Source organism: Nonomuraea sp. H19, from assembly GCF_052068215.1.
In the GTDB taxonomy this organism is placed as follows: Bacteria; Actinomycetota; Actinomycetes; order Streptosporangiales; family Streptosporangiaceae; genus Nonomuraea.
In genome coordinates, this window is the sequence record NZ_JBQHCV010000015.1 from 142,765 (window position 1) to 163,878 (window position 21,114).

Genomic DNA, 21,114 nt, shown 5'->3' on the forward strand with positions numbered 1-21,114 from the left:
GCCGGTCAGGTACCCGTCTTCACCTGATACTCCTTGGCGAGGTCGGACACCTTGAAGTCCTCGACGAGCTTCATACCGGCGTAGACGTCCTTGCCGGGCCGGTGGATCTGGCTCGCCCGCGAGGTCGGCTGCGCCGGGTCGGACAGGTCGAGCGCCGGCCCCAGCCCGTCGATGCTGAAGCTGGTCACCTTGGCGCGGGCCGCGAGCGCGCCCTTGCGCGTCAGGTCGCCGCACGTCCCGCTGATGATCTTCGCGAACAGGTGGGTCGACAGGTAGGCGAGCACGACCGCGCCGCCCGACTCGGGCTGCTGCGCGCCGAACTTGGCCTTCCACTTGTCCGCGAGCTGCTTCACCGCGGGCGTGTCCGCGCTGAGCAGCCCGATACCGGACACCCGGTAGTAGTGCTCGAGCAGGGCGGGCGCGGCAGCCGTCGACAGCAGGCTCGTGCTGAACGTCGCGACGTTGCCCATGATCGGCACGTCCAGCCCGGCCGCCTGGGCGGCGCCGGCCACCGCCGCGGTCTGCTTGGCCGTGGAGTCCAGCAGGATGGCCTTGGCGCCGGCCGCCTTCATCGCGTTCACCTGGCTGGTGAGGTCGGCGTCGGTCGGCTTGATCTGCTGGCCCACCAGCTTCAGCCCCAGCTTCCCGGCGGCGAACGTGCTGCCCTTCAAGCTGTTCTCGCCGAGCTCGCCCTCCAGGTAGATGTGCCCGAGCGTGTCGCCGGACTTCAGCATGCCCTCGCGCACCATCCAGTCGACGCTGTTGATCGCCTGGATGTCGTACGTGGAGCCGACCACGAGCAGATGCGGGTCGCCGAGCAGGGTGGGCGCGAACGCGGTCAGGCCCACCAGCATGTCGTTCGCGGCGATCTTGTCCCGCAGCGCCGAGGTGATCGCCGAGCCGTAGACGTTGAGGAAGCCGAGCACCTGCGGCGCGACCTCGTCGTAGGCCGTGATCGCCTTCTGCACGTCGTAGCCGTGGTCCCGGACGACCAGCTCGATCTTCTTGCCGCACACGCCGCCGGCCGCGTTGATCTCGTCGACGGCGAACTGGCTGGCGGCGTTGCTGGTCTTGCCGGACGTGGCGAACGCGCCGGACAGGTCCACCAGCATGCCCAGCTTGATGGTGGAGTCGCTGACGCCGGGGGCGCCCGCGGCGGTCGAGGAACTGGTGGCCTTGGTCGAGCACGCGGCGATGGACAGGGTGAGTACGAGGGCGGCTGCGGCGAAGACGGGTGGACGGGACCGGTTCATGTCGTTCTCCTGGCCATTAAGGGGGGTGGGGTGGTGGTTCAGTGGGCGCGCCGGTCCCGGATGCCGTGCGCGATCGCGCTCAGCCCGCCGGGCCGGGTCAGCATGACGACCACGAGGAGCGCGCCGTAGACGAACTGCGCGGCGATGGACGCGTCGAGCCCGTCCTGGCCCGGCGCGACGACGAGCGGCAGCACGTCCGCATACCGGGACAGCACGATCGGCAGGGCGATCACGAACGTCGCGCCGATGATCGCGCCGGACGTCGAGCCGAGCCCGCCAAGGATGATCATCGCGAGGAAGTCGATGGAGAGCTGGAGGTTGAAGTAGTCGGGGACGGCACGCTGGAAGGCCAGCGCCGTCAGCACGCCGGCGACGCCGGCGTACATCGAGGACAGGACGAACGCGGCCGCCTTCGTGCGCTGGACCCGCACGCCCATCGCGGCGGCGCCCACCTCGCTGTCGCGCATCAGCCGGAACGCCCGGCCGGGCCGGCCCCGTAGCACGTTGCGGGCGATCAGCGTCGCGGCGACGGTGATCACCAGGAAGAGGTACCAGAGGCTCTCCACCGCGCCGAACGGCACGCCGAGCACGACGAGGCCCGCGCCGTCGGAGAAGGCGAACCCACCCAGCGCGAACGGCTCCACCGAGCGCCCGTCGTAGCCACCGGTCACCGGCCGCAGGTTGAGCATCAGGTGGTGGCCGAGGAACACCAGGCCCAGCGAGGCGATCCCGAGATAGATGCCGCGCAGCCGGCTGGCGACCGGGCTGAACAGCAGGCCGCACAGCCCGGCGAGCAGGGTCGCGAGCACGGCCGCCACGAGCGGGGGCAGCCCCAGGCCCTGTACGTGGCCCGCGTCGCCGCCGGCGAGGAACGCGTACCCGTACGTGCCGACCGCGACGAAGAACGCGTGGCCGAGCGAGAGCTGCCCGGCCGCGCCGAACAGGATGGTCAGGCCCAGCGCGCCGACCGCCGCGGCCATCGAGAACAGGCCGATGCGCAGCCAGAACGCGTCCACGTACAGCGGCAGGGCCACGAGTACGACGACCGCGGCCACCAGGGCGGCGACGCCCAGCAGCCGGTGCGGCAGCGCCCGGGCGACGGCCGGCCGGGCCTCGGCCTCGGGCTCGGATTCGACCGGCAGGGGAGGGGCGACGGTCTTGTCAGACACGGCTGAACTCCTTCGACCCGAACAGTCCGGACGGCCGCCACAGCAGCACGACGATCATCACGAGATAGGCCACGACGTCACCCACGCCGAGCCCGAGGAAGGCGAGCGAGTCCTGGTTGCCGGCCACGAGCACCTGGACGACCCCGACGATGAGCCCGCCCGCGATGGCGCCGCCGAGCGAGTCGAACCCGCCGATGATGGCCGCGGGGAAGGCGGTGATCGCGACCGCCTCCATGCTCACGCTGACGCCGGGACTCGGGAACGACGCCAGGCCGATGCCGGCCAGCGTGGCCAGCAGCCCGGCCACCACCCAGGCGGAGGCGGAGACCCGGCGCAGGCGGATCCCCACCAGCGCCGCCCCTTCGGCGTCGGCGATGGACGCGCGCATCGCCAGCCCCCAGCCGGTCAGCGTGAGCAGCGCGGTGAGAGCGCCGATCAGCAGCGGCACGGCCACCACGGTGATGACGACCGTGAGCGGGAGCGTCAACGGGCCGAGGTGGACCACGTGGCCGTCCCACGGCGCGCCCAGCGGCACCACCTGTTCTCCCAGGCGGCGCGTCAGCTCCGCGGTCAGCACGACGTTCAGGCCGATCGTGACGATCGCCATCGCGTGGTGGTTGTGCCGCTCGATGCGGGCCATCAGCAGCCGCTCGGTCGCCTGCCCCAGCAGGCCGGCGACCGCGAGGCCGAGCGACGCGGCCGCGGGGAACCCGAGGTGCGGCTGGGCGACGGCGACCACGTACACGCCGAGCAGCAGGAACGACGCGTGCGCGAAGTTGACCACCCGGGTGGCCTTGAAGACGATGACGAATCCGAGCGTGATGAGCGCGTAGAGCAGGCCCAGGGATACGCCGTTGACGAGCAGCTCCATGAGACGGGTCATCGTGACGTCCTCTCTGCCCCTCGGCTGGTCCTGGGTTCGGCCGGTGCGTCGTCGGCCGCGGTCGGCGTGTCGTCCGGCGCGGCCTCGGTCGGGACGCCGAGGTAGGCGGTGACCACGGTGGGGTCCCGGCGCACCTCCGCGGGTGCGCCTTCGGCCACGACCCGGCCGAAGTCGAGCACCGTGATGCGGTCGGCGATCGACATGACCACGCCCATGTCGTGCTCCACGAACACCACGGTGAGGTCGAGGGACTCGCGCGCCGCGAGGACGAGCTGCCCCAGCTCCCAGCTCTCCGTGGTGTTCAGGCCGGCGACCGGCTCGTCGAGGATGAGCAGGCGCGGCTCCAGGCACAGGGCCCTGGCGAACTCCAGCCGCTTCAGGTCGCCGAAGGGCAGCCGCCCCGCGGTGGCGCCGAGCCGCGCCGAGAGACCGACGAAGTCGGCGATCTCCCGGACCCGCGCCTCGTGGCGGCGCTGCTCGCGGCGCCCGAGCCAGAACGCGGTCGCGACCAGCCCGGCGCGGGTCAGCCGGTGCCGGCCGACCATCAGGTTGTCCAGCACCGACTCCTGCGGCGAGACGACGATGTTCTGGAACGTCCTGCCGACCCCCAGCGCCGCGACCCGGTCCGGCCGCAGCCTGGTCACCTCGTGCTCGTCGAGCAGGATGCGCCCGCCGGCCACGGGGTAGATGCCGCACAGTGCGTTGAGCAGCGACGACTTCCCGGCCCCGTTGGGGCCGATGACCGCGTGCACCGTGCCCGGCTCGACGGTGAACGACACCTCGTCCAGCGCGCGCAGACCGCTGAACGCCACGCTCACCGCCTCCACCGCCAGGCGGGGCGGGCTCATGCCGTCCACCGGGCCAGCCGGCGCACGGGCAGCCGCTCATCCGATACGCGCACGTCTTCTCCCAGATAGAGCCGGCGTACCTCGTCGCTGCGGGACAGCTCGCCCGCCGGTCCGTTCAGCACCACACGACCGAGCTCCAGCACGTACGCCCGGTGCGCGACGGACAACGCCATCGCCGCGTTCTGCTCCACCAGCAGCACGGGCACGCCCGCACGGCTGATCTCGCCCACGGTCTCGCCGATCTGCTTGACCAGCAGCGGCGCCAGGCCGAGTGACGGCTCGTCGAGCAGCAGCAGCTTCGGCTGGGACATCAGCGCGCGGGCGATGGCCAGCATCTGCTGCTCGCCGCCGGACAGCGTGCCGGCGCGCTGCCGGCGCCGCTCGGCCAGCCGGGGGAACATCTCGAACAACCGGCGGCGGGTACGTGCCCGCGCCTCGCGAGAGCGGACGGTGATGGCGCCCGCGTCGAGGTTCTCGTCGACGGTGAGCGCGCCGAACACGTGCCGCCCCTCCGGGACCTGCACCAGCCCGCCGGCCACCACGGCCGCCGGGTTGGCTCCGGCGATCTCCTGTCCCAGGAACCGGATCGACCCCGCGGCGACCGATCCGCCGTGTAACGGCAGCGTGCCGGAGATGGCCCGCATGAGGGAGGTTTTGCCCGCGCCGTTGGCGCCGAGCAGCGCGACCACGCCCGCCTCGACGACTTCGAGGCTCACCCCGTGTAGTACCGGCTCGCGTGCGCCGTAGCGGATGACAAGGCCTTCGATGTCCAGCATGCGGCCTCCTGAGGTGCCGTGCTTTGGAGCGATCGTTCGTTAAGTTCGAGTTGCCACTATCGGACGTTCGTTAAGTACGCGTAATGTAGGTGGCTGTTGAGACGTACGTCAACACCTCCGCGGGAGCGGGTTCGCACCGGCCCGGCCCGCCCGTCCAGCCTGCCGGAGCGGAGTTCCCCCAGGCCCCGGCCCATTCCTTCTGATCCTGGAGGTTTGCTATGCGGATCGGCACCACCCTCGCCTACAGCGGCGGTTTCCGGCAGGCGGCCGCGGGCCTGCGTGACCTCGAGGCCGCCGGGGTCGAGATCGCGTTCGTCCCGGAGGCGTACTCCTTCGACGCCGTGAGCCAGCTCGGCTACCTCGCGGCGGTCACCGACCGGATGCTGCTGGCCTCGGCGATCCTGCCGATCTACACGCGGACGCCGTCGCTGCTCGGGATGACGGCGGCCGGGCTGGACCACGTGTCGGACGGCCGGTTCGTGCTCGGCCTCGGCGCGTCCGGGCCGCAGGTGGTCGAGGGGTTCCACGGCGTGCCGTACGACGCCCCGATCGCCAGGACCCGCGAGGTCGTGGAGATCTGCCGCCGGGTGTGGCGGCGCGAGGAGGTCGTGTACCAGGGCGCGCACTACGAGCTGCCGCTGCCGGCCGAGCGGGGGACCGGCCTCGGCAAGCCGCTGAAGCTCATCAACCACCCCGTGCGCGACCGCATCCCGATCATGCTGGCCGCCATCGGCCCCAAGAACGTCCAGCTCGCCGCCGAGATCGCCGAGGGCTGGTTGCCGATCTTCGTACATCCGGGCATGCTGCGGGAGGTGTGGGGCCCGTCGCTGGACGCCGGGCAGGCCCGCCGCGATCCCGGCCTGGGTCCGCTGGACATCGTGGTCGGCATGAACCTGGCCGTCGGCGACGACGTGGACCATCTGCTCGACCGGGGCCGGCCGCAGCTCGCGCTCTACATCGGCGGGATGGGGGCGCGGGGCAAGAACTTCTACAACGACCTCGCCCGCCGCTACGGCTACGAGCGGGAGGCCGAGCTCATCCAGGAGCACTACCTGTCGGGCCGCAAGCGTGAGGCGGAGGCGGCGGTCCCCGAGGGGCTGCTGCGCGCCACGTCGCTGGTCGGGCCGAAGGAGTACGTGGCCGACCGGGTCGCCGAGCTCGCCGCCTGCGGCGTCACCACGGTCAGCGTGAAGCCCCTCGCGGACAGCGCCGCCGACCGGGTCGCCGCGATCGAGCGGCTGCGGGATCTGATGCCCTGACCCTCTCGGCGTACCGAGGACGACCGGTGTGGTGTCCGGAAATGGTGGTTACCAGGTCCGGGGCCAGCTGATTGCTGGATCTGACCGCATACTGGAAGAATCTCGGCAGGAGAGGCCGGGCAGGCGACGGACCGGAGGACTGATGGCCGAACGACTCGGCAGGGCCCACGCGGACAAGCCTGCGCCCAAGGGCAGACGTCCTCGTGCGGGCAGCGGGGAGTCGCTCGGCGATCAGGCGTACGAGCACATTCGCGCCGCGATCCTGGAGGGGACCTACCGCCCCAACCAGCGGCTTCCGGAAGACGAGGTGGCCGCGCGGCTCAACAGCAGCCGCACCCCGGTGCGCGTCGCCTTGATGCGCCTGGTCGACCAGGGCCTGGTCGTGCGCGAGCGGCAGGGATGGGTGGTGCGCGAGCACACCCCGGACGAGATCCGCGAGATCTACGAGGTGCGCTGCGCCCTGGAGTCCATGGCCACGGGGCTGGCCGCCGTGCGGGCGTCCGAGGACGAGCTGGCCCGGATCGCCGCCTTCTACCAGGGGACGATCGAGGAATACGTCTGCCGCCCGCGCGCCGAGCTGGGCCGCATGAACCGCGATTTCCACCACGCCATCGTGCAGGCCTCGGGCAACGGGCGGCTGCTGGCCGAGTGGCTGCGCAACCGCGACTTCGGCATCACGTACAACATGGCCGTGGTCTTCAGCAGGGACGAGGTCGTCACCTGCGTGGAGGGCCACCACCGCATCATCGACGCCCTGTTGCGCCGCGACCGCGAGGGCGCGGAGCAGCAGGCGCGCGTCCACGTCGAGGACGTCCAGGCCGCGGCCAGCCGCCGGCTCGACGCCCTGCACGCCTCCGCCGGTCTCCACCTTTCCTGACCTGCCGTCCTGAAGGCGCCGCGTTGCTGGACGCTGCCCTGAAGGCGCTCTTCACCTGGCGGGGACAGGCGCGGCAGCAGATGCGAAACGGTGATGAAACAGACACTTGAAGCAATTGGATCCAAGTTTGTATCCTACGTTGCATGCAACATGCCAAGAGCTTCTCGTCGATCGACCCGCGAACCGGGGCGGAGCGGCGTCGATTTCTGGACGCCACGACTGCCGACCTCGACAAAGCCCTCGCGGGCGCGGCAGAGGCGTTCCCCGGCTGGGGCGGCTTCGACCCGGCCCCGCGCGTGGCGCTGCTGCGCCGGATCGCTGAGGAGCTGACGGCCCGCCGGGCCGAGCTCGTCGAGTTCGCCGAGGCCGAAACCGGACTGCCGGAGCCGCGCCTGAGCGGGGAGGTGGCGCGGACGGTGTTCCAGCTCACCCAGTTCGCGCGGCTGATCGAGCGGGGTGACCACTTCGACGCGGTGATCGACCCGGCGACCGCGGCCACGCCGGACATCCGGCGGGTCAACGTGCCCATCGGCCCGGTCGCCGTGTTCGCCGCCAGCAACTTCCCGTTCGCGTTCAGCGTGGCGGGCACCGACACGGCCGCCGCGCTGGCCGCCGGCTGCCCGGTGATCGTCAAGGGACACCCCTCGCATCCGGAGACCGCCGAGCTCGTCGCCTCGCTGGTGCGCTCCGCGATCGCCGCGACCGGCGCGCCGAGCGGCGTCTTCCACCTGCTGCAGGAGAGCGGGCTGGAGGTCGCGCGGAAGCTGGTCACCGCCCCGGAGATCGCGGCCGTGGCCTTCACCGGCTCCCTCGCCGGCGGGCGGGCGATCTTCGATCTCGCCGCCGCGCGCCCGCGCCCCATCCCGGTGTACGCCGAGATGGGCAGCCTCAACCCCGTCTTCCTGCTCCCCGGAGCGCTCGCCGGGGACCCGGAGGGCCTGGCGGACGGCTACACGGACTCGCTGACCACCGCGAACGGCCAGCTCTGCACCAAGCCGGGCGTCCTGTTCGTGCCGGCCGGCGAGGCGGGCGACCGCTTCGTGGCGCGAGCCGCACAGCGCCTGCGGGACCACCCGCCCGGTGTCATGCTCAACGCCTCCATGTGGGAGCGGCTGGCCGACGGGGTCGCGGAGACGGTGGCGCGGCCGGACGTGCGCCTGCTCGCCGGGGGCACGGTGCTGGACGGCACCGGGGGCGCCTTGCCGGACGGCGCCTGGTTCTCCTTCCCCGCGAGCCTGGTGGAGACCGACCTGATCACCTTCCTGGCCGACCCCGCCCTGCGCGAGGAGCGGTTCGGCCCGTTCGGGGTCGTCGTCCGGTACGACGAGCCCGGCGAGCTGACGGTGGCGGCGAGCTCTCTCGACGGGCACCTCACCGGGACGATCCACCTGGGAACCGACGACACCGAGACCGCGCGGCGGCTGGCCGGCGAGCTGGCGGCCCGGGTCGGGCGCCTCGTGTGGAACGGCTGGCCGACGGGGGTCGCCGTCACCGACGCCATGCACCACGGCGGCCCGTACCCGGCGACCACGAACGCCGCCGCCACCTCGGTCGGGACGAACGGCATCGGCAGGTTCCTGCGCCCGGTGGCGTACCAGAACAGCCCGCAGGACCTGCTCCCGCTGCCGCTGCGGGACGCCAACCCGCTGCGTGTCCGCAGGAAGGTGGCAGGTGAGGTCGGCACCGAGGCGATCATCACGACGGAGCCGGCCGACGCCGCCCGCGGGGCCGTGCTGCTGCCGTCGCTGCCCGCCAAACCCGAGCTGACCGCCGAGGCCGCCCGGGTGATCGGGGAAGTGCCCCGCTATCTGGGCGTGCCGTTCGTCAGCCCCATCTTCCAGGCGCTGGCCAACTATCCCGACTATCTCGTCCCGGCCTGGGACCGGTTCAAGCCGGTCATCGGCTCGCCCGAGTTCAGGACGGCCGCGGCGGGGCTGGGGGTGCCGGTCGAACTGCTTCCCGGGCGGGAGGAGTCGCTGGCGGACGCCGGCGCCGACATCCGGCTCTACACGTCGACGTTCCACCGGTTGCTGCCCGAGCTGCTGCTGCTCGCCTCGTGCTGGTACCGGGGGCTCACCGTAGGGGCCGAGACCACCCCCGCCCTGCCCGACCCGGGACCCCGCGGAATACCACCGGAAGCCCTCAACATCACCCCGGACGGGAGCACGCCCGGCGAGGAACTGGCCCGGGTTTACGAGGAGATCCGCGCCCTGCACGACCACCCCCGGGTGCTGAGCTACTACCGCGCGATCGGGAACCGGCCCGGCTTGCTGCCCGAGGTGTGGAAGCGGCTGGAGCCGATCGCCCGCAGCGCGGAATACGCCGTGGCCTACGACCAGGTGCTGGCCAAGGCCGCCGCCGCGGCCGCCCGCCTGCCCGTGCCCGTGGTCGGCACGCCGCACGCCGATGACGTGCGGGCGATCCTCGCGCTGTTCCGGACCCGCCTGATCCCCTCGCTGCTGCTCGACACGGCCGTCGTCCTCGCGCTCCTGGGCGAGGACGCGGCGATCGTCACCGCCTCTTAGGAGCCCCGCCCATGCCCAACATCTCCGTCGAGATCCTCACCGGCCGCACGGCCGCCCAGCGCGCTGGCCCGGGGAACGTCACACCGCCCCGGGCCGGCCCTCGACCCCCGCGCTGAGCTCAGCGCGGGGTGCGCAGGCGCACGGGGCCGAATAGGCCGGTGCTGCGCTGGCCGGGGAAGACGAAGTGCGTGGGGCTGACCTCGTCGAGGTACGGGCCCAGCGTCCCGAGGACGAGGATCTCGACGGCGTTGTCGCCATCGTCCAGGTGGACGTCGAACGTGTACGGCGAGCACACCCTGACGCCGCAGGACCGCCCGTTGACCGTCACCTCCGCCGTGCCCCTGACCCGGCCCAGATCGAGCACACCAGGCCCGGTCCGGGCCGTGACGGTGGCGCGGTACCGCACGCCGCCGCTGTATCCGGCCAGGCCGCGCTCCTCCCAGTCCCCGAGCCGCATCCGGCCCGGCCCGCAGGTGAACCGGACGGGCCCGGCGAACGCCGCGCCCGCCTGCGCGCCCGGCACCGTCGTCATGCGCAACTCGACGGCGCCCTGGTCCAACCGGCCGTGCACCTCGACGTGGCCCGGAGCGTCCAGGTCGATGCCGGTCGCCCCCGGAGGGGGATCCACGAGGAAGCGTTCGGTTCGCGGGCGGGCGCCGGGCACCGCGAAGGTGGCGGGCAGGGCGGTGGGACGGCCGTCGAGCCAGCCGGCTTCCGGGAGCGGATGGGGGCGGGCGCGCAGGTACAGAGCGGCGGGGTCGCCGTGCTGACGTCTCCGCACCCTGGGGGAGGGCGACCAGCCGGGGCCGGAGACGGCCAGGCCGTCGACCAGGACCCAGCCGTCCGACTCGATCGTGATCGTGTTGTCGCCCGGCCGCAGCAGGTGGGACACGTCGTAGCGGCGCACCCGGGGGATGTCCGCCTCGGCGTACGGGTCGAAGCCGCCCTGCCTGCCCACCTCCCGGCCGTTGACGAGCACCCGGCAGGACGCGGTCGAGGCGACCTGCAGCAGCTCGTACGGCTCCGCCGCCCGCACCGTGGTCTCCAAGGGCGTGCCGGCGATCCACTCGGGACGGGCGGCGTCGGCGGGATCGGCCACCAGGCAGGCGTAGGCCCGCAGGTCGAGCTCCTCCTCCGGCACGAGCAGCAGCTCCATCAGATGCTCGCCGGGCGCGACGGGCGAGAGCGTGACGGCGGCGTAGCCGGCGTCGGCGAGCGGCCGCTCCACGCCGTCGAGCCAGAGCGTCTTCGCCGCCCCGGCCCCGACGGCCAGCCAGGCGGGGGCGCCGGGCGGCACGGTGAGCACGGTGCGGAAGCGGGCCTCGGCCCCCGCCCCCACGCGGCCGAACGCGAGGAACTCGACCGGCACGTGCCCCTTGGGCCCGAGCGTCTCCCGGTGGACGGGGTCCTTGCGCAGCCCCCGGGACGCCGACCACACCGAGGGCGTCCACGGTCCGTCACCGGCCCGCTGCTCCCCGCGCGGCCCGTACGTCACGTCCACCGCGTCCCCGTCCGGCGTCCGCAGCGTCCAGCATTCGACGCCCGCGCCGCCACCGAAGTCGGACCAGCTGTCGTCCAGAGTCGGGACCAGCTCGACGGCCCACTCGTCCCCGAGATCGACCTCGACCGGGTACGGCGGCCGCGGCGGCGCCGGCTCGGCGTCGGTCCCGTCGAACACCAGCAGCGCGGCCGGCCCGTCGTCGAACGGCACGACGACCTCCACGGTGTCCCCGTCGCGCGTGTGCGGCAGCGCCCGCGGCTCGCCGCCGTCGAAGAGGCGGGCCAGCAGCGGCGTGCCGGAGACGCCTCTGACGGTGATCCGCATGTCGCGGGCGTACCTGCCGGGGTCGAAGTCGATGACGGCGTCCAGCCAGCCGAGCTCCACGCCGCGTTCCCCGGGCCGCCCCACACCGATCCTGCTGGCCATGGGGAACGCCGCGGTGAGGAACACCAGCGTGGTCTCCCCGGCCTCGCGCACCAGCACGGGCACCGGCGCCTCGACCCGCCGGGGCAGGTCCGCCAGCGCCTCGCCCAGCTCGGCGGCGGACTCGACGTGGCGGGCCCGGCCCGTCTCGAAGCGGGAGCGCAGGGCTTCGGGGAGCGCGCCGACGGCGACGAGCAGCCCGCCGTCCGCGGCGAACTCGGCGAGCCTGGCGGCGACGTCCTCGTCGACGGCCGTGACGGAGGGCAGGATGACGGCGCGGTACGCCTCGGTGGACACGGCCAGCCGCCCGTCCCGGACGACGGCGCGCCGCACCGAGTCGTCGTCGATCACGTCGGCGTCGAGGCGGAGCCGGTCGAGAGCGCCGGGCGCGGTGGCGAACCACGCCATGTCGCCCACGATCTCCCGGTAGACCTGCTGCGCTCGCGCGGCCTCCGCCTCGACCCCGTCCAGCGCGGTGCCCGCCTGGGCGGTGGCGGTGGGCAGCAGGACCGCGACGTCGCAGGCGTGCCGCCCCAGGGACAGGGCGGCGCACAGGCGCGTGACGGCGTCGGCGAAGACGCGGTGGTGCCGCCAGTACGGCTGGCGCCAGTCGGTGGACGGCGGCGCCCACTCCCACCAGCCGCGCTTGGTGGTGTAGTAGACCGCGTGCGGGTTGTACAGCGTGGCCCCGGCGCGTAGCCAGGGCAGCAGCCAGTCGAAGGTCTCCTCGAGGGTGCCGCCCCAGCCGCTGGAGTGGAACGCCTCGATCCACGTGCGCGGCCGGCCGTACAGATGGGCGAGGGAGGCGTGCAGGCGGGCGTCGCCGTGGTGGTCGGAGCCGGGCGCGCTGAACCAGCGGTGTGTGCGCGCGTAGTCGGCGTACAACTGCACGCCCTCCACCGGGTGCCCGGCCCGCGCCGGGTCCTGCTGGTCGCAGCCGTTCAGCAGGCCGTGCCGCTCGTGCCAGCGCGCCAGCGGGCGGAAGAACGCCTCCTCGGCCAGCTCGGCGCGGGTCCGCTGGTACGCCTGCCAGTCCGGGGCGTCGAGCGAGAACGCCTTGCCGCGGCGGGCCAGGTGCTCTTCGGCGAAGCGCGCCGACCAGGTGGGCAGGGTCGGCAGCTCGTCCTGGAACGACCCGGCGATCACCCGGCCGAACCAGTGCCCGACCCGCCGCTCGAACTCGCCGTGCACCCGGTCCAGCAGCACCGCGCACGCCTCGGCCGACAGGTAGTCGAAGCCGCGCAGCGAGACCGACCCGTCGGCGGCCAGCCACTGACCGGCGAACTCGGGGCGTTCCACGACCAGGCGAGCCTGGAGGTCGGCGCCGGAGAAGCCGAGCTGGTCGTAGAACCACAGGTACGCGCCCAGCTCGAAGGCGTCGGCGCACACGCCGTCGAGCAGCTCCCACCACGCCTCCGACAGGAACGGCGGATCGTCGGCGTCGGCGCCGAACGTCGGCCCCGACGGGGCGAGATTCAGGATGACGAGATTGCGCACCCCGCCGGCGACCAGGCGCTCCAGCTGCCAGCGCAGCCGGTCCCTGCGCAGCGGCTCGCCGCTCCACCACCAGATGGCCGCGGGGGAGTACTCCCTGGGCGGCTCGCGGAGCACGTCGAAGACGTTCATCCCTTGAGCCCGCTGGAGAAGCCCTTGATGACGTAGCGCTGCAGCGCCAGGAAGACCACCACGATCGGCAGCGCGCCGAGCACCAGCCCGGCGAAGACGAGGCCGTGCTGGGAGACGTACTGGCCGACGTAGGCGAAGACGCTGACCGGGACCGTCTCGAAGCCGGAGCCGCCGAGGTAGACCAGCGGAGTGAAGAAGTCGTTCCAGATGAAGACGGCGTTGAGGATCAGCACGGTGCCGGTGATCGGCCGCAGCAGCGGGAAGACCACGCGGGTGAACGCCACCAGGTGCGAGGCGCCGTCGATCTGGGCGGCGCTGGCGTACTCGTGGGGCAGCGCCCGGATGAACCCGGTGTAGAGGAAGACGGTGAACGGGAGCTGGATGCCGGTGTAGAAGAGGATCATCCCGGCGTGCGTGCCGATCAGCCCGAGGTCGGTCACCAGCTCGTAGAGCGGGATCATGCCGAGCTGGAACGGCAGCACGATGCCCAGCAGGAACAGGACGTACAGGCCGTAGCCGAGGCCGCTCTTCACCCGGGCCAGGAAGTACGCGGCGAACGAGCCGAGCGCGATGAGCGCGACCAGGCTGGCCACGGTGATCACCGTGCTGTTCACCAGGGACGGGCCGAGCGCCGCGGCCGACCAGGCGCTGGCGAAGTTGCCGAACGTGGGCGGGTCCGGCAGCGCCAGCGGCGACTGGGAGATCTGCGCCGGGTCCTTCAGCGACAGCGAGACCAGCATGTACACCGGGAACAGGAACGCCACCGCCACCGCGATCATGACGATTTCCAGCAGGAACGTCCTCCTCACGCGGTCACCTCCCGGCCGCGCAGGTAATAGACCTGGACGAGGGAGACGGCGGCCACGAACAGCGCGAGGACCAGGGCGATGGCCGTGCTGTAGCCGAACTTGCCGAATACGAAGGCCTGCTTGTACAGCACCGTGGACAACGTCTCCGTGGCGTAGCCGGGACCGCCGTTCGTGGCGGCGAAGACCTGGTCGAAGAGCTTGAGCCCGCCGATCGTGGACAGCATCAGGTTGATCGTCACGGCGGGGGCCAGCAGCGGCCAGGTGACGTAGCGGAAGCGCTGCCAGGTGCCCGCGCCGTCGATCATGGCGGCCTCGTGCAGCTCCTTGGGCACCCCTTCCAGCCCGGCCAGGAAGATGACCATCGAGTATCCGGCGTACTGCCACACGACCATGCCGGCGATCGACCACAGCGCCACCGACGGGTCGCCCAGCCAGTCCACCTCCAGGCCGAGCAGGCCGTTCAACCCCGAGGAGGAGTCGGGGTTGAAGATGTACTTCCACAGGAACGCCACCATGACCGGGCTGACCACCACCGGCGCGAAGAAGATCACGCGGAGCAGCGTCCGGCTCTTCAGCTTGGTGTTCACCCCGAGGGCCAGCAGCAGCCCGACGCCGTTCTGGACGGCCACGATGGCCAGGGTGAGCAGCAGCGTGTTGCCGATCGAGCCCACGGCCTGCTCGTCGCCCAGCAGCGTGCGGAAGTTGGCCAGGCCGACGAAGGACATGTCCTGGCCGATGCCGCTCCAGTCCGTGAAGGCGTACACCACGCCGCTGATCGCGGGGTACAGCACCACCAGCGCGTACACCACGAGAGCGGGCGCGGCGAACAGCCAGGGCGGGGTGGCGGCGCTGGAGCGCCGCCGCGCGGCACGGGCGGGACGGGCGCGGAAGGCGGTCAGGGGGGTCACTTCTGGTAGGCCTCGTCCATCTTCTTCAGCGCCTCGTCGATCGTGGACTTGCCGGCCAGCAGCTCCTGGATCACCGCGAAGTGCACCGGCTGCACCTCGGCGTTGGGCCAGCGCTGGTCCATGAACGGCACCGCCCGGTCCTTGGTGAACGGCAGGAACGACTGCACGGCGGGGTCGATGGTGGAGGAGGCGTCCTGGGTGAGCGGGATTGCGGAGATCGCCTTGGCCCAGGCGTTGATGCTCTCCTGCTTGCCGAGGAAGTCGATGAACGCCTTGGCCTCCTCGACGTTCTTGCCCTTCGCGCCGGCCCCGAGCCCGACGACGACGCCGGCGGGGATCCACACGGAGTTCGCGTCGTCGGCGCCCGGCACGGGGAACATCGACAGGTCGCCGGGCGAGGAGGCGGCCTTGCGGAAGTCCGGCAGCACGGCCGACACCTGGATGGCCATGGCCGCCTTGCCGGTGGCCACCATCGAGGTCTGCTGCTCGAACGTGGTGCCGTTCGGCTTGTCGTTGAAGAAGCCGCGCTTTTGCAGCTCCAGGTACATCTCCATGGCCTGGCGCCAGCCGGACTGGGCGAAGGTGGCCTGCCCGGCGAGCTGCTTGTCGTCGAAGGTGGGGTCCTTGGCGTAGACGGTCGAGGGCACCAGCGCGTACGTGATGAGCTGGGTGACCCACGGCGTCTGCGCGCCCAGCGCGATCGGCACCACGCCGGCCTTCTTCAGCTTGTCGCAGACCGCGAGGAACTCGCTCCAAGTGGCCGGCGGCGCTTCGATGCCCGCCTTCTCGAAGACCTTCGTGTTGTAGACGGCGCCGATGACCGACGATCCCGCCGAGTAGATGTAGGTCTTGCCGTCGAGCTGGAAGGCGGGCTTGAACCCCGCCGGGATGGTCTGCGTCCACGCCTGGGCGGACAGGTCGGCGAGCAGCCCGGCCTTGGCGATCTGGGACATCGACATCGCGCTTCCGTTGCCCGGGTACACCACGTGCAGGTCGGGGGCGTTGCCGGCGCCGAGCTGGGTGCGTACGGAGGTCTGCACCTGGTCGGTGGGGGCGTAGGAGGCGGTGATCCGCACCGCGGGCTTGACCTTCTGGTAGCCGGCCACCAGCTCGTCCATCGCCGACTTCTGGTCGGCCACGCCGATGAACTTCAGCTCGGCCGTGACCGGGCCACCGCCCGTCGTGGCGGTGGTCTCCGGCCGCGTCGAGCAGGCGGTGGCGGCCGCGGCCGCGGCCAGGCCGCCCATCAGGCGCAGGAACTGGCCGCGGCTCACCCTGGCGTTGTGCAGCAGGTCGGTCATGCTATGGCTCCTCGGTCGTGCGTGAGGTCTTCTCCCCCGAGAGAACATCGCTTGTTAAATTCGCAATCACATTTGTTAAAAGTGATAGATGGTGGGAGGGTACGAGTCGCCGAAGTTGGGTGTCAAGGGTAGGATTCGCAGCCGTCCGAGCAGGGTGGAGACCACAGTGAATTCGGGACAGCACACTTCCAGCAGGTCAGCTCGATGGCACGGCATGACCGAGCACATCGTGCGCCAGGGCTCCGCCTCTGTGACAGAGCTCGCCGAGAACTTCGGCGTGAGCGTGATGACCGTCCACCGCGACCTCGACGAGCTGGAACGCCAGGGCATGGTGCGCAAGGTGCGCGGCGGCGCCACCGCCCAGGCCAGCAACGTGTGGGAGAGCAACATCGCCTACCGGCTCAAGGCCCACACGGCCGAGAAGGACGCGATCGCCCAGGTGGTGGCCGGGCTGATCGAGCCGGGCAGCTCGGTCATGCTCGACGACTCCACGACGGCCCTGGCCGTGGCCCGCCGCCTGCGCGAGCTGGCGCCGCTGACCGTGGTGACGAACTTCATGGAGGCGATCAGGCTGCTCGCCGGCGACCGGGACATCCGCCTGATCGTGCTCGGCGGCGAATATCACGCCACCCATGACTCCTTTCTCGGCGTGGGCTGCGTGGACGCGGTCGAGGCGGTGAGCACCGACGTGGTCGTGGTCTCCACCTCGGCCATCTCCGACCAGTACGCCTTCCACCAGGAGCAGGAGATCGTCCTGGTGAAGCGGGCCATGCTGCGTTCCGGCGCCCGCCGCATCCTGGCCGTGGACGGCTCCAAACTGGCCCGGGTGGCGCTGCACCGGGTCGCGCCGCTCGACGATTTCGACGTCATCGTGGTCGACTCCAACGCCCCGGCCGACCGGCTCCAGCGGCTCCGGGACCGTCATGCGCACGTCGAGGTCGCGCAGATGTAACCCTGTTGGCCGTTATTTGTAACTCACATCTTGTTAAGAGCTTGCCTGCTTGCTACAAAGTGAGGGCTTTCGCCCTCCAGCTTAGGAAGCAGCATGCATCGACCCTCGCGCCGATCCTTATTCGGGCTCGGCGGCGCCGCGCTCGCTCTGGCCTTCACCACCGACCTGGCCGACCCGTGGACCGCGCACGCGACCGTGAAGGGCGACTACCCCTTCCAGCTCGGCGTCGCCTCGGGCGATCCGCTGCCCGATCGGGTGATCCTCTGGACGCGGCTGGCCGTCCGGCCGCTGGAGCCGCTCGGCGGGCTGCCGTACAACAAGATCCAGGTTGACTGGGAGATCGCCGAGGACGAGGCGTTCACGCGGCGCGTCCGGCACGGCGCCGCCTGGGCCACCCCCGAGTACGGCCATTCCGTGCACGTGGACGCCAAGGGCCTGCGGCCGGGCCGCGAGTACTTCTACCGTTTCCGCGCCGGCGGCGAGATCAGCCCCGTCGGCCGCACCAAGACCGCGCCCGCCCCCGGGAGCAGCCCCGACGCGCTGCGCCTCGCCTTCGCCTCGTGCGCGTCGTGGCAGGACGGCTACTACAGCGCCTACCGCCACCTCGCCGACGAGCAGCCCGACGTGGTGTTCCACCTCGGGGACTACATCTACGAGTACGGCATCGTGCCGACCGGCGGAAACCGCAACACGCCCGTGCCCGAGCAGTTCCGCGTGCAGTGCGACACCCTCGACCGCTACCGCATCCAGTACGGCCTCTACAAGAGCGACCCCGACCTCCAAGCCGCGCACCAGCGGGCGCCGTGGATCGTCACCTGGGACGACCACGAGGTGCTCGACAACTGGGCGGGCCCCCACGGTCCGGGCGGCGAGGTGACCGAGCAGGACTACCTGGTGATCCGCGCCAACGCCTTCCGCGCCTTCTGGGAGAACATGCCCGTCCGGGTGCCCGCCGTGCAGGGCCCGGACGCCCGGATCCACCGCAGGTTCACCTTCGGCGACCTGGCGGAGTTCAACGTGCTCGACACCCGGCAGTACCGCGACGACCAGGTGTGCGGCGACGGGCAGCAGGTGGACTGCGCCGCCCGCCTCGACCCGGCCAGGCAGATGCTCGGCGCCGAGCAGGAGAAGTGGCTGCTCGACGGCCTGGGCGCCTCCCGCGCCAAGTGGAACGTGCTGACCCAGCAGATCGCCATGATGCAGCTCGACTTCGACGCGGGCCCCGCCCAGCGGCTCAGCATGGACCTCTGGGACGGCTACAAGGCCGCCAAGGACCGCGTGCTCAACGGCATGATCGACCGCCAGGTCAGCAACCCCGTGGTGCTGACCGGCGACATCCACTACAACCTGGCGGGCGAGCTCAAGGCGAACTTCGACGACCCCGCCTCGCGCACGGTCGGGGTGGAGTTCGTCGGCACGTCCATCAGCAGCGGCGGCAACGGCAACGCCGCCACGGGCCTGCCGCCGGGCGGCAGCGACCCGGTCAACCCGCACCTCAGGTTCTCCAGCTACCAGCGCGGCTACGTCTCCTGCGAGGTCACCCGAAGCCAGTGGCGGGCCGACTTCAAGGTCGTCCCGTACGTGGACCGGCCCGGCGCGCCGGTCTCCACGAGGGCGAGCCTCGTCACCCTCGACGGCGTCCCCGGCCTGCACGCGCTCTAGGAAGGACCGATCATGCGCCACCTCACCGCCGCGCTCGCGCTCGTCGCCACCGCCACGCTCACCGCCGCCGCCTGGGACCCCGAACCCCCCTCGGCGGTGTCCGTCAAGGTCAAGCCCGGCGCCTCCAAGGGCACCGGCGAGCTGACCCCGATCGCCGGCGCGGACCGGCTGGTCGCCCCGCTCGGCGTGGACCCCGCCTGCCCCGCCAAGATCGAGATCGGCCTGCGCAGCGACGCGAAGAAGCCTCTGTACGCCACCATGCAGGTCGAGATCGACGCGCCGCTGACGGCCTCGCGCTCCATGCTGACCAGCTACCTGCCGCCCGGCTACGAGCTCGGCGCGAAACTCCTGGTCGCCGTCCCGCCCGGCACCAAGGAAGGCGCGTACGGCCTGCGCCTGCGCACCTCCGCGAAAACGCTGTCCGTGCCGGTCGACGTCCTGCCCGTGGACCGCCTCGACAACGGCGGCAACCTGGCCCTGCGCCGCCCGGTCACCGCCTCCTCCCAGCACGTCAACGCCAACTACCCGCCGTGCAGCGTCGCCGACGGCGACCGCTCCTCCAACGGCTGGGCCGGCGGCAACGGCTGGAACGACGCCACCGCCCGGGCCTGGCCGGACACGGTCAGCATCGCGCTGGGCGGAGCCAGGCAGATCTCCCGCGTGGACCTGTACACGCTGGACACCGAGCGCTATCCCGCCGCGAGGTACGGGGTGCGCGACTGGGACGTCCAGGCGCAGGCCGGCGGCCAGTGGCAGACGGTCGCCCAGGTACGCGGCAACACCGCGGGCAGCGCGCGCTCGGACTTCGCGCCCGTCACCGCGGACGCGGTCCGCATCGTCGCGCTCGCCTCGAACGGCGCCAACGACTACACGCGGATCATCGAGGTCGAAGTCCGCTGAACGAAGGGAGCACCCCGGTGGACACGTTCACCCGCATCACCCCGCAGCGCACCAAGGTAGGACTGGTCGCCGGCGGGCTGGGGGCGTACTGGCCCCAGTTCCCGGACCTGTTGCCGCAGCTCCAGCGCTCGTCGGCCCGGGTGGCCGAGCGGATGAGGGCGCTGGATTGCGAGGTGGTGGACGTCGGCTTCATCTCCGACGCCCAGGACGGCGCGGCGGCGGCCGAGAAACTGCGCGCGGCCGGGTGCGACCTCATCGTCGGCTTCCTCACCACGTACATGACGGCCACCATGCTCGTGCCGATCGCGCAGCGCAGCGGCGCGCCCGTGCTGCTGATCAACCTGCAGCCCACCGAGTCGATGGATCACGCCTCCTTCGACACCGGCCAGTGGCTGGCGTACTGCGGCGCCTGCCCGCTGCCCGAGATGGCCAACGCGTTCACCCGCTGCGGCATCCCCTTCCGCTCGGTCTCCGGCTACCTGGAGGACGAGCGGGCGTGGGACCGGATCGGCAGGTGGGTGCGCGCGGCGGGCGTGCGCGCCGCGCTGCGCCGGGGGCGGCACGGCCTCATGGGCCACCTCTACCCGGGCATGCTGGACGTGGCCACCGATCTCACGCTGGTCAGCGCGAACTTCGGCGGGCACGTGGAGGTGCTGGAGTTCGACGACCTGCGGGTACGCGTGGAGAAGGTCACCGACGACGAGACCGCCGACCGGATCAAGCTGGCCCGTGAGGTGTTCGAGCTGGCGGACTCGGTGAACGAGGAGGACCTGTCGTGGGCGGCCCGCGTGTCGGTCGGCCTGGACCGCCTGGTCGAGGACTTCGAGCTGGACAGCCTGGCCTACTACCACCGGGGGCTGGACGGCGAGATCCACGAGCGGCTCGGCGCGGGCATGATCCTCGGCGCGTCCCTGCTCACGGCCCGCGGCATCCCGGCGGCCGGCGAGTACGAACTGCGCACCAGCCTGGCCATGCTGATCATGGATCGGCTGGGCGGCGGCGGCTCCTTCACCGAGTTGCAGGCGCTCGACTTCGCCCGCGGCCACGTGGAGATGGGGCACGACGGGCCCGCCCACCTGGCGATCAGTTCCCGCCGCCCGCTGCTGCGCGGACTCGGCGTCTACCACGGCAAACGCGGGTGGGGCGTGTCGGTCGAGTTCGACGTGACGCGGGGCCCGGTCACCGCGTTCGGGCTGCGGCAGGCGCGGGACGGCAGGTACGGGTTCGTCGTCTCGGAAGGCGAGGTCGTGTCCGGCCCGCTGCTGCAGATCGGCAACACCACCTCCCGGGTGGACTTCGGCCGCGACCCGGGTGAATGGACCGACGCGTGGAGCGCCAGCGGCATCTCCCACCACTGGGCGCTCGGCACCGGCCATCGCGCGGCCGACCTGCGTGCGGTGGCCGACCTCGTGGGCGTGGAGATGACGCACATCCAGTGAGAC

General features: G+C 71.8%; 16 protein-coding genes. 7 read left to right on the forward strand and 9 right to left on the reverse strand.

Features of this window, described 5'->3' with window-relative positions; genetic code table 11:
• Nucleotides 1-5: 5 nt before the first annotated feature.
• The 5 genes from ACTMTI_RS31155 to ACTMTI_RS31175 are packed head-to-tail and all read right to left on the reverse strand — an operon-like array spanning nucleotide 6 to nucleotide 4,929.
• Nucleotides 6-1,253: an ABC transporter substrate-binding protein gene (locus ACTMTI_RS31155; protein WP_441124192.1), complete on the reverse strand. Its 1,248-nt coding sequence runs from the start codon at nucleotides 1,251-1,253 to the stop codon at nucleotides 6-8.
• Nucleotides 1,254-1,291: 38 nt separating this feature from the next.
• Nucleotides 1,292-2,422: a branched-chain amino acid ABC transporter permease gene (locus ACTMTI_RS31160; protein ID WP_441124193.1), complete on the reverse strand. Its 1,131-nt coding sequence runs from the start codon at nucleotides 2,420-2,422 to the stop codon at nucleotides 1,292-1,294.
• On the reverse strand, nucleotides 2,415-3,305 hold the full coding sequence (locus ACTMTI_RS31165) for a branched-chain amino acid ABC transporter permease (protein WP_441124194.1): 891 nt from the start codon (nucleotides 3,303-3,305) through the stop codon (nucleotides 2,415-2,417). The genes ACTMTI_RS31160 and ACTMTI_RS31165 overlap by 8 nt, the downstream gene beginning before the upstream one ends.
• Nucleotides 3,302-4,153 (reverse strand): ABC transporter ATP-binding protein, encoded by an 852-nt coding sequence (locus tag ACTMTI_RS31170; RefSeq protein WP_441124195.1) that lies wholly within the window; start codon nucleotides 4,151-4,153, stop codon nucleotides 3,302-3,304. Before ACTMTI_RS31170 ends, ACTMTI_RS31165 begins: the two co-directional genes overlap by 4 nt.
• Nucleotides 4,150-4,929 (reverse strand): ABC transporter ATP-binding protein, encoded by a 780-nt coding sequence (locus tag ACTMTI_RS31175; RefSeq protein ID WP_441124196.1) that lies wholly within the window; start codon nucleotides 4,927-4,929, stop codon nucleotides 4,150-4,152. The genes ACTMTI_RS31170 and ACTMTI_RS31175 overlap by 4 nt, the downstream gene beginning before the upstream one ends.
• Before the next feature lie 218 nt (nucleotides 4,930-5,147).
• On the opposite strand from ACTMTI_RS31175, the gene ACTMTI_RS31180 reads away from it, so the two are divergent.
• The 3 genes from ACTMTI_RS31180 to ACTMTI_RS31190 all read left to right on the forward strand — a co-directional run bounded on the left by ACTMTI_RS31180 (nucleotide 5,148) and on the right by ACTMTI_RS31190 (nucleotide 9,590).
• A complete protein-coding gene (locus ACTMTI_RS31180) occupies nucleotides 5,148-6,188 on the forward strand; it encodes an LLM class F420-dependent oxidoreductase (RefSeq protein ID WP_441124197.1) in 1,041 nt (346 codons plus the stop codon).
• A gap of 142 nt (nucleotides 6,189-6,330) precedes the next feature.
• Nucleotides 6,331-7,065 (forward strand): GntR family transcriptional regulator, encoded by a 735-nt coding sequence (locus ACTMTI_RS31185; RefSeq protein WP_441124199.1) that lies wholly within the window; start codon nucleotides 6,331-6,333, stop codon nucleotides 7,063-7,065.
• Nucleotides 7,066-7,208: 143 nt separating this feature from the next.
• Nucleotides 7,209-9,590, forward strand: a complete 2,382-nt coding sequence (locus ACTMTI_RS31190; RefSeq protein ID WP_441124200.1) for an aldehyde dehydrogenase family protein — start codon at nucleotides 7,209-7,211, stop codon at nucleotides 9,588-9,590.
• A gap of 118 nt (nucleotides 9,591-9,708) precedes the next feature.
• Here the strand turns inward: ACTMTI_RS31190 and ACTMTI_RS31195 are convergent, their stop codons facing one another.
• The 4 genes from ACTMTI_RS31195 to ACTMTI_RS31210 are packed head-to-tail and all read right to left on the reverse strand — an operon-like array spanning nucleotide 9,709 to nucleotide 16,158.
• Nucleotides 9,709-13,140 carry a hypothetical protein gene (locus ACTMTI_RS31195; RefSeq protein WP_441124201.1) on the reverse strand — a complete coding sequence of 1,144 codons (3,432 nt, stop codon included), beginning with the start codon at nucleotides 13,138-13,140 and terminating at the stop codon, nucleotides 9,709-9,711.
• The gene (locus tag ACTMTI_RS31200; protein WP_441124202.1) at nucleotides 13,137-13,949 is read right to left on the reverse strand and encodes a carbohydrate ABC transporter permease; all 813 of its coding nucleotides are present in this window, start codon (nucleotides 13,947-13,949) and stop codon (nucleotides 13,137-13,139) included. Before ACTMTI_RS31200 ends, ACTMTI_RS31195 begins: the two co-directional genes overlap by 4 nt.
• A complete protein-coding gene (locus ACTMTI_RS31205; protein WP_441124203.1) occupies nucleotides 13,946-14,857 on the reverse strand; it encodes a carbohydrate ABC transporter permease in 912 nt (303 codons plus the stop codon). Before ACTMTI_RS31205 ends, ACTMTI_RS31200 begins: the two co-directional genes overlap by 4 nt.
• Nucleotides 14,854-16,158, reverse strand: a complete 1,305-nt coding sequence (locus ACTMTI_RS31210) for an extracellular solute-binding protein (RefSeq protein WP_441124205.1) — start codon at nucleotides 16,156-16,158, stop codon at nucleotides 14,854-14,856. The genes ACTMTI_RS31205 and ACTMTI_RS31210 overlap by 4 nt, the downstream gene beginning before the upstream one ends.
• 214 nt (nucleotides 16,159-16,372) lie before the next feature.
• Between ACTMTI_RS31210 and ACTMTI_RS31215 the strand changes: the two genes are divergently transcribed.
• The 4 genes from ACTMTI_RS31215 (at nucleotide 16,373) to ACTMTI_RS31230 (ending at nucleotide 21,111) form a co-directional block, all read left to right on the forward strand.
• Complete coding sequence (locus ACTMTI_RS31215) at nucleotides 16,373-17,110, forward strand: DeoR/GlpR family DNA-binding transcription regulator (protein WP_441124207.1); 738 nt, start codon at nucleotides 16,373-16,375, stop codon at nucleotides 17,108-17,110.
• Between the two features lie 93 nt (nucleotides 17,111-17,203).
• Nucleotides 17,204-18,772: an alkaline phosphatase D family protein gene (locus tag ACTMTI_RS31220; protein WP_441124208.1), complete on the forward strand. Its 1,569-nt coding sequence runs from the start codon at nucleotides 17,204-17,206 to the stop codon at nucleotides 18,770-18,772.
• 12 nt (nucleotides 18,773-18,784) lie between these two features.
• On the forward strand, nucleotides 18,785-19,672 hold the full coding sequence (locus ACTMTI_RS31225) for a discoidin domain-containing protein (protein WP_441124209.1): 888 nt from the start codon (nucleotides 18,785-18,787) through the stop codon (nucleotides 19,670-19,672).
• Between the two features lie 17 nt (nucleotides 19,673-19,689).
• The gene (locus tag ACTMTI_RS31230) at nucleotides 19,690-21,111 is read left to right on the forward strand and encodes an arabinose isomerase (RefSeq protein ID WP_441124210.1); all 1,422 of its coding nucleotides are present in this window, start codon (nucleotides 19,690-19,692) and stop codon (nucleotides 21,109-21,111) included.
• Nucleotides 21,112-21,114 lie beyond the last annotated feature (3 nt).

Excerpts from the sequence above, each read along its gene's own strand:
- ACTMTI_RS31180 (WP_441124197.1), top strand. The coding sequence starts at position 5,148 with ATGCGGATCGGCACCACCCTCGCCTACAGCGGCGGTTTCCGGCAGGCG.
- ACTMTI_RS31155 (WP_441124192.1), bottom strand. The coding sequence starts at position 1,253 with ATGAACCGGTCCCGTCCACCCGTCTTCGCCGCAGCCGCCCTCGTACTC.
- ACTMTI_RS31215 (WP_441124207.1), top strand. The coding sequence starts at position 16,373 with ATGACCGAGCACATCGTGCGCCAGGGCTCCGCCTCTGTGACAGAGCTC.
- ACTMTI_RS31225 (WP_441124209.1), top strand. The coding sequence starts at position 18,785 with ATGCGCCACCTCACCGCCGCGCTCGCGCTCGTCGCCACCGCCACGCTC.
- ACTMTI_RS31185 (WP_441124199.1), top strand. The coding sequence starts at position 6,331 with ATGGCCGAACGACTCGGCAGGGCCCACGCGGACAAGCCTGCGCCCAAG.
- ACTMTI_RS31220 (WP_441124208.1), top strand. The coding sequence starts at position 17,204 with ATGCATCGACCCTCGCGCCGATCCTTATTCGGGCTCGGCGGCGCCGCG.
- ACTMTI_RS31170 (WP_441124195.1), bottom strand. The coding sequence starts at position 4,153 with ATGAGCCCGCCCCGCCTGGCGGTGGAGGCGGTGAGCGTGGCGTTCAGC.
- ACTMTI_RS31175 (WP_441124196.1), bottom strand. The coding sequence starts at position 4,929 with ATGCTGGACATCGAAGGCCTTGTCATCCGCTACGGCGCACGCGAGCCG.
- ACTMTI_RS31195 (WP_441124201.1), bottom strand. The coding sequence starts at position 13,140 with ATGAACGTCTTCGACGTGCTCCGCGAGCCGCCCAGGGAGTACTCCCCC.
- ACTMTI_RS31190 (WP_441124200.1), top strand. The coding sequence starts at position 7,209 with ATGCAACATGCCAAGAGCTTCTCGTCGATCGACCCGCGAACCGGGGCG.
- ACTMTI_RS31165 (WP_441124194.1), bottom strand. The coding sequence starts at position 3,305 with ATGACCCGTCTCATGGAGCTGCTCGTCAACGGCGTATCCCTGGGCCTG.
- ACTMTI_RS31210 (WP_441124205.1), bottom strand. The coding sequence starts at position 16,158 with ATGACCGACCTGCTGCACAACGCCAGGGTGAGCCGCGGCCAGTTCCTG.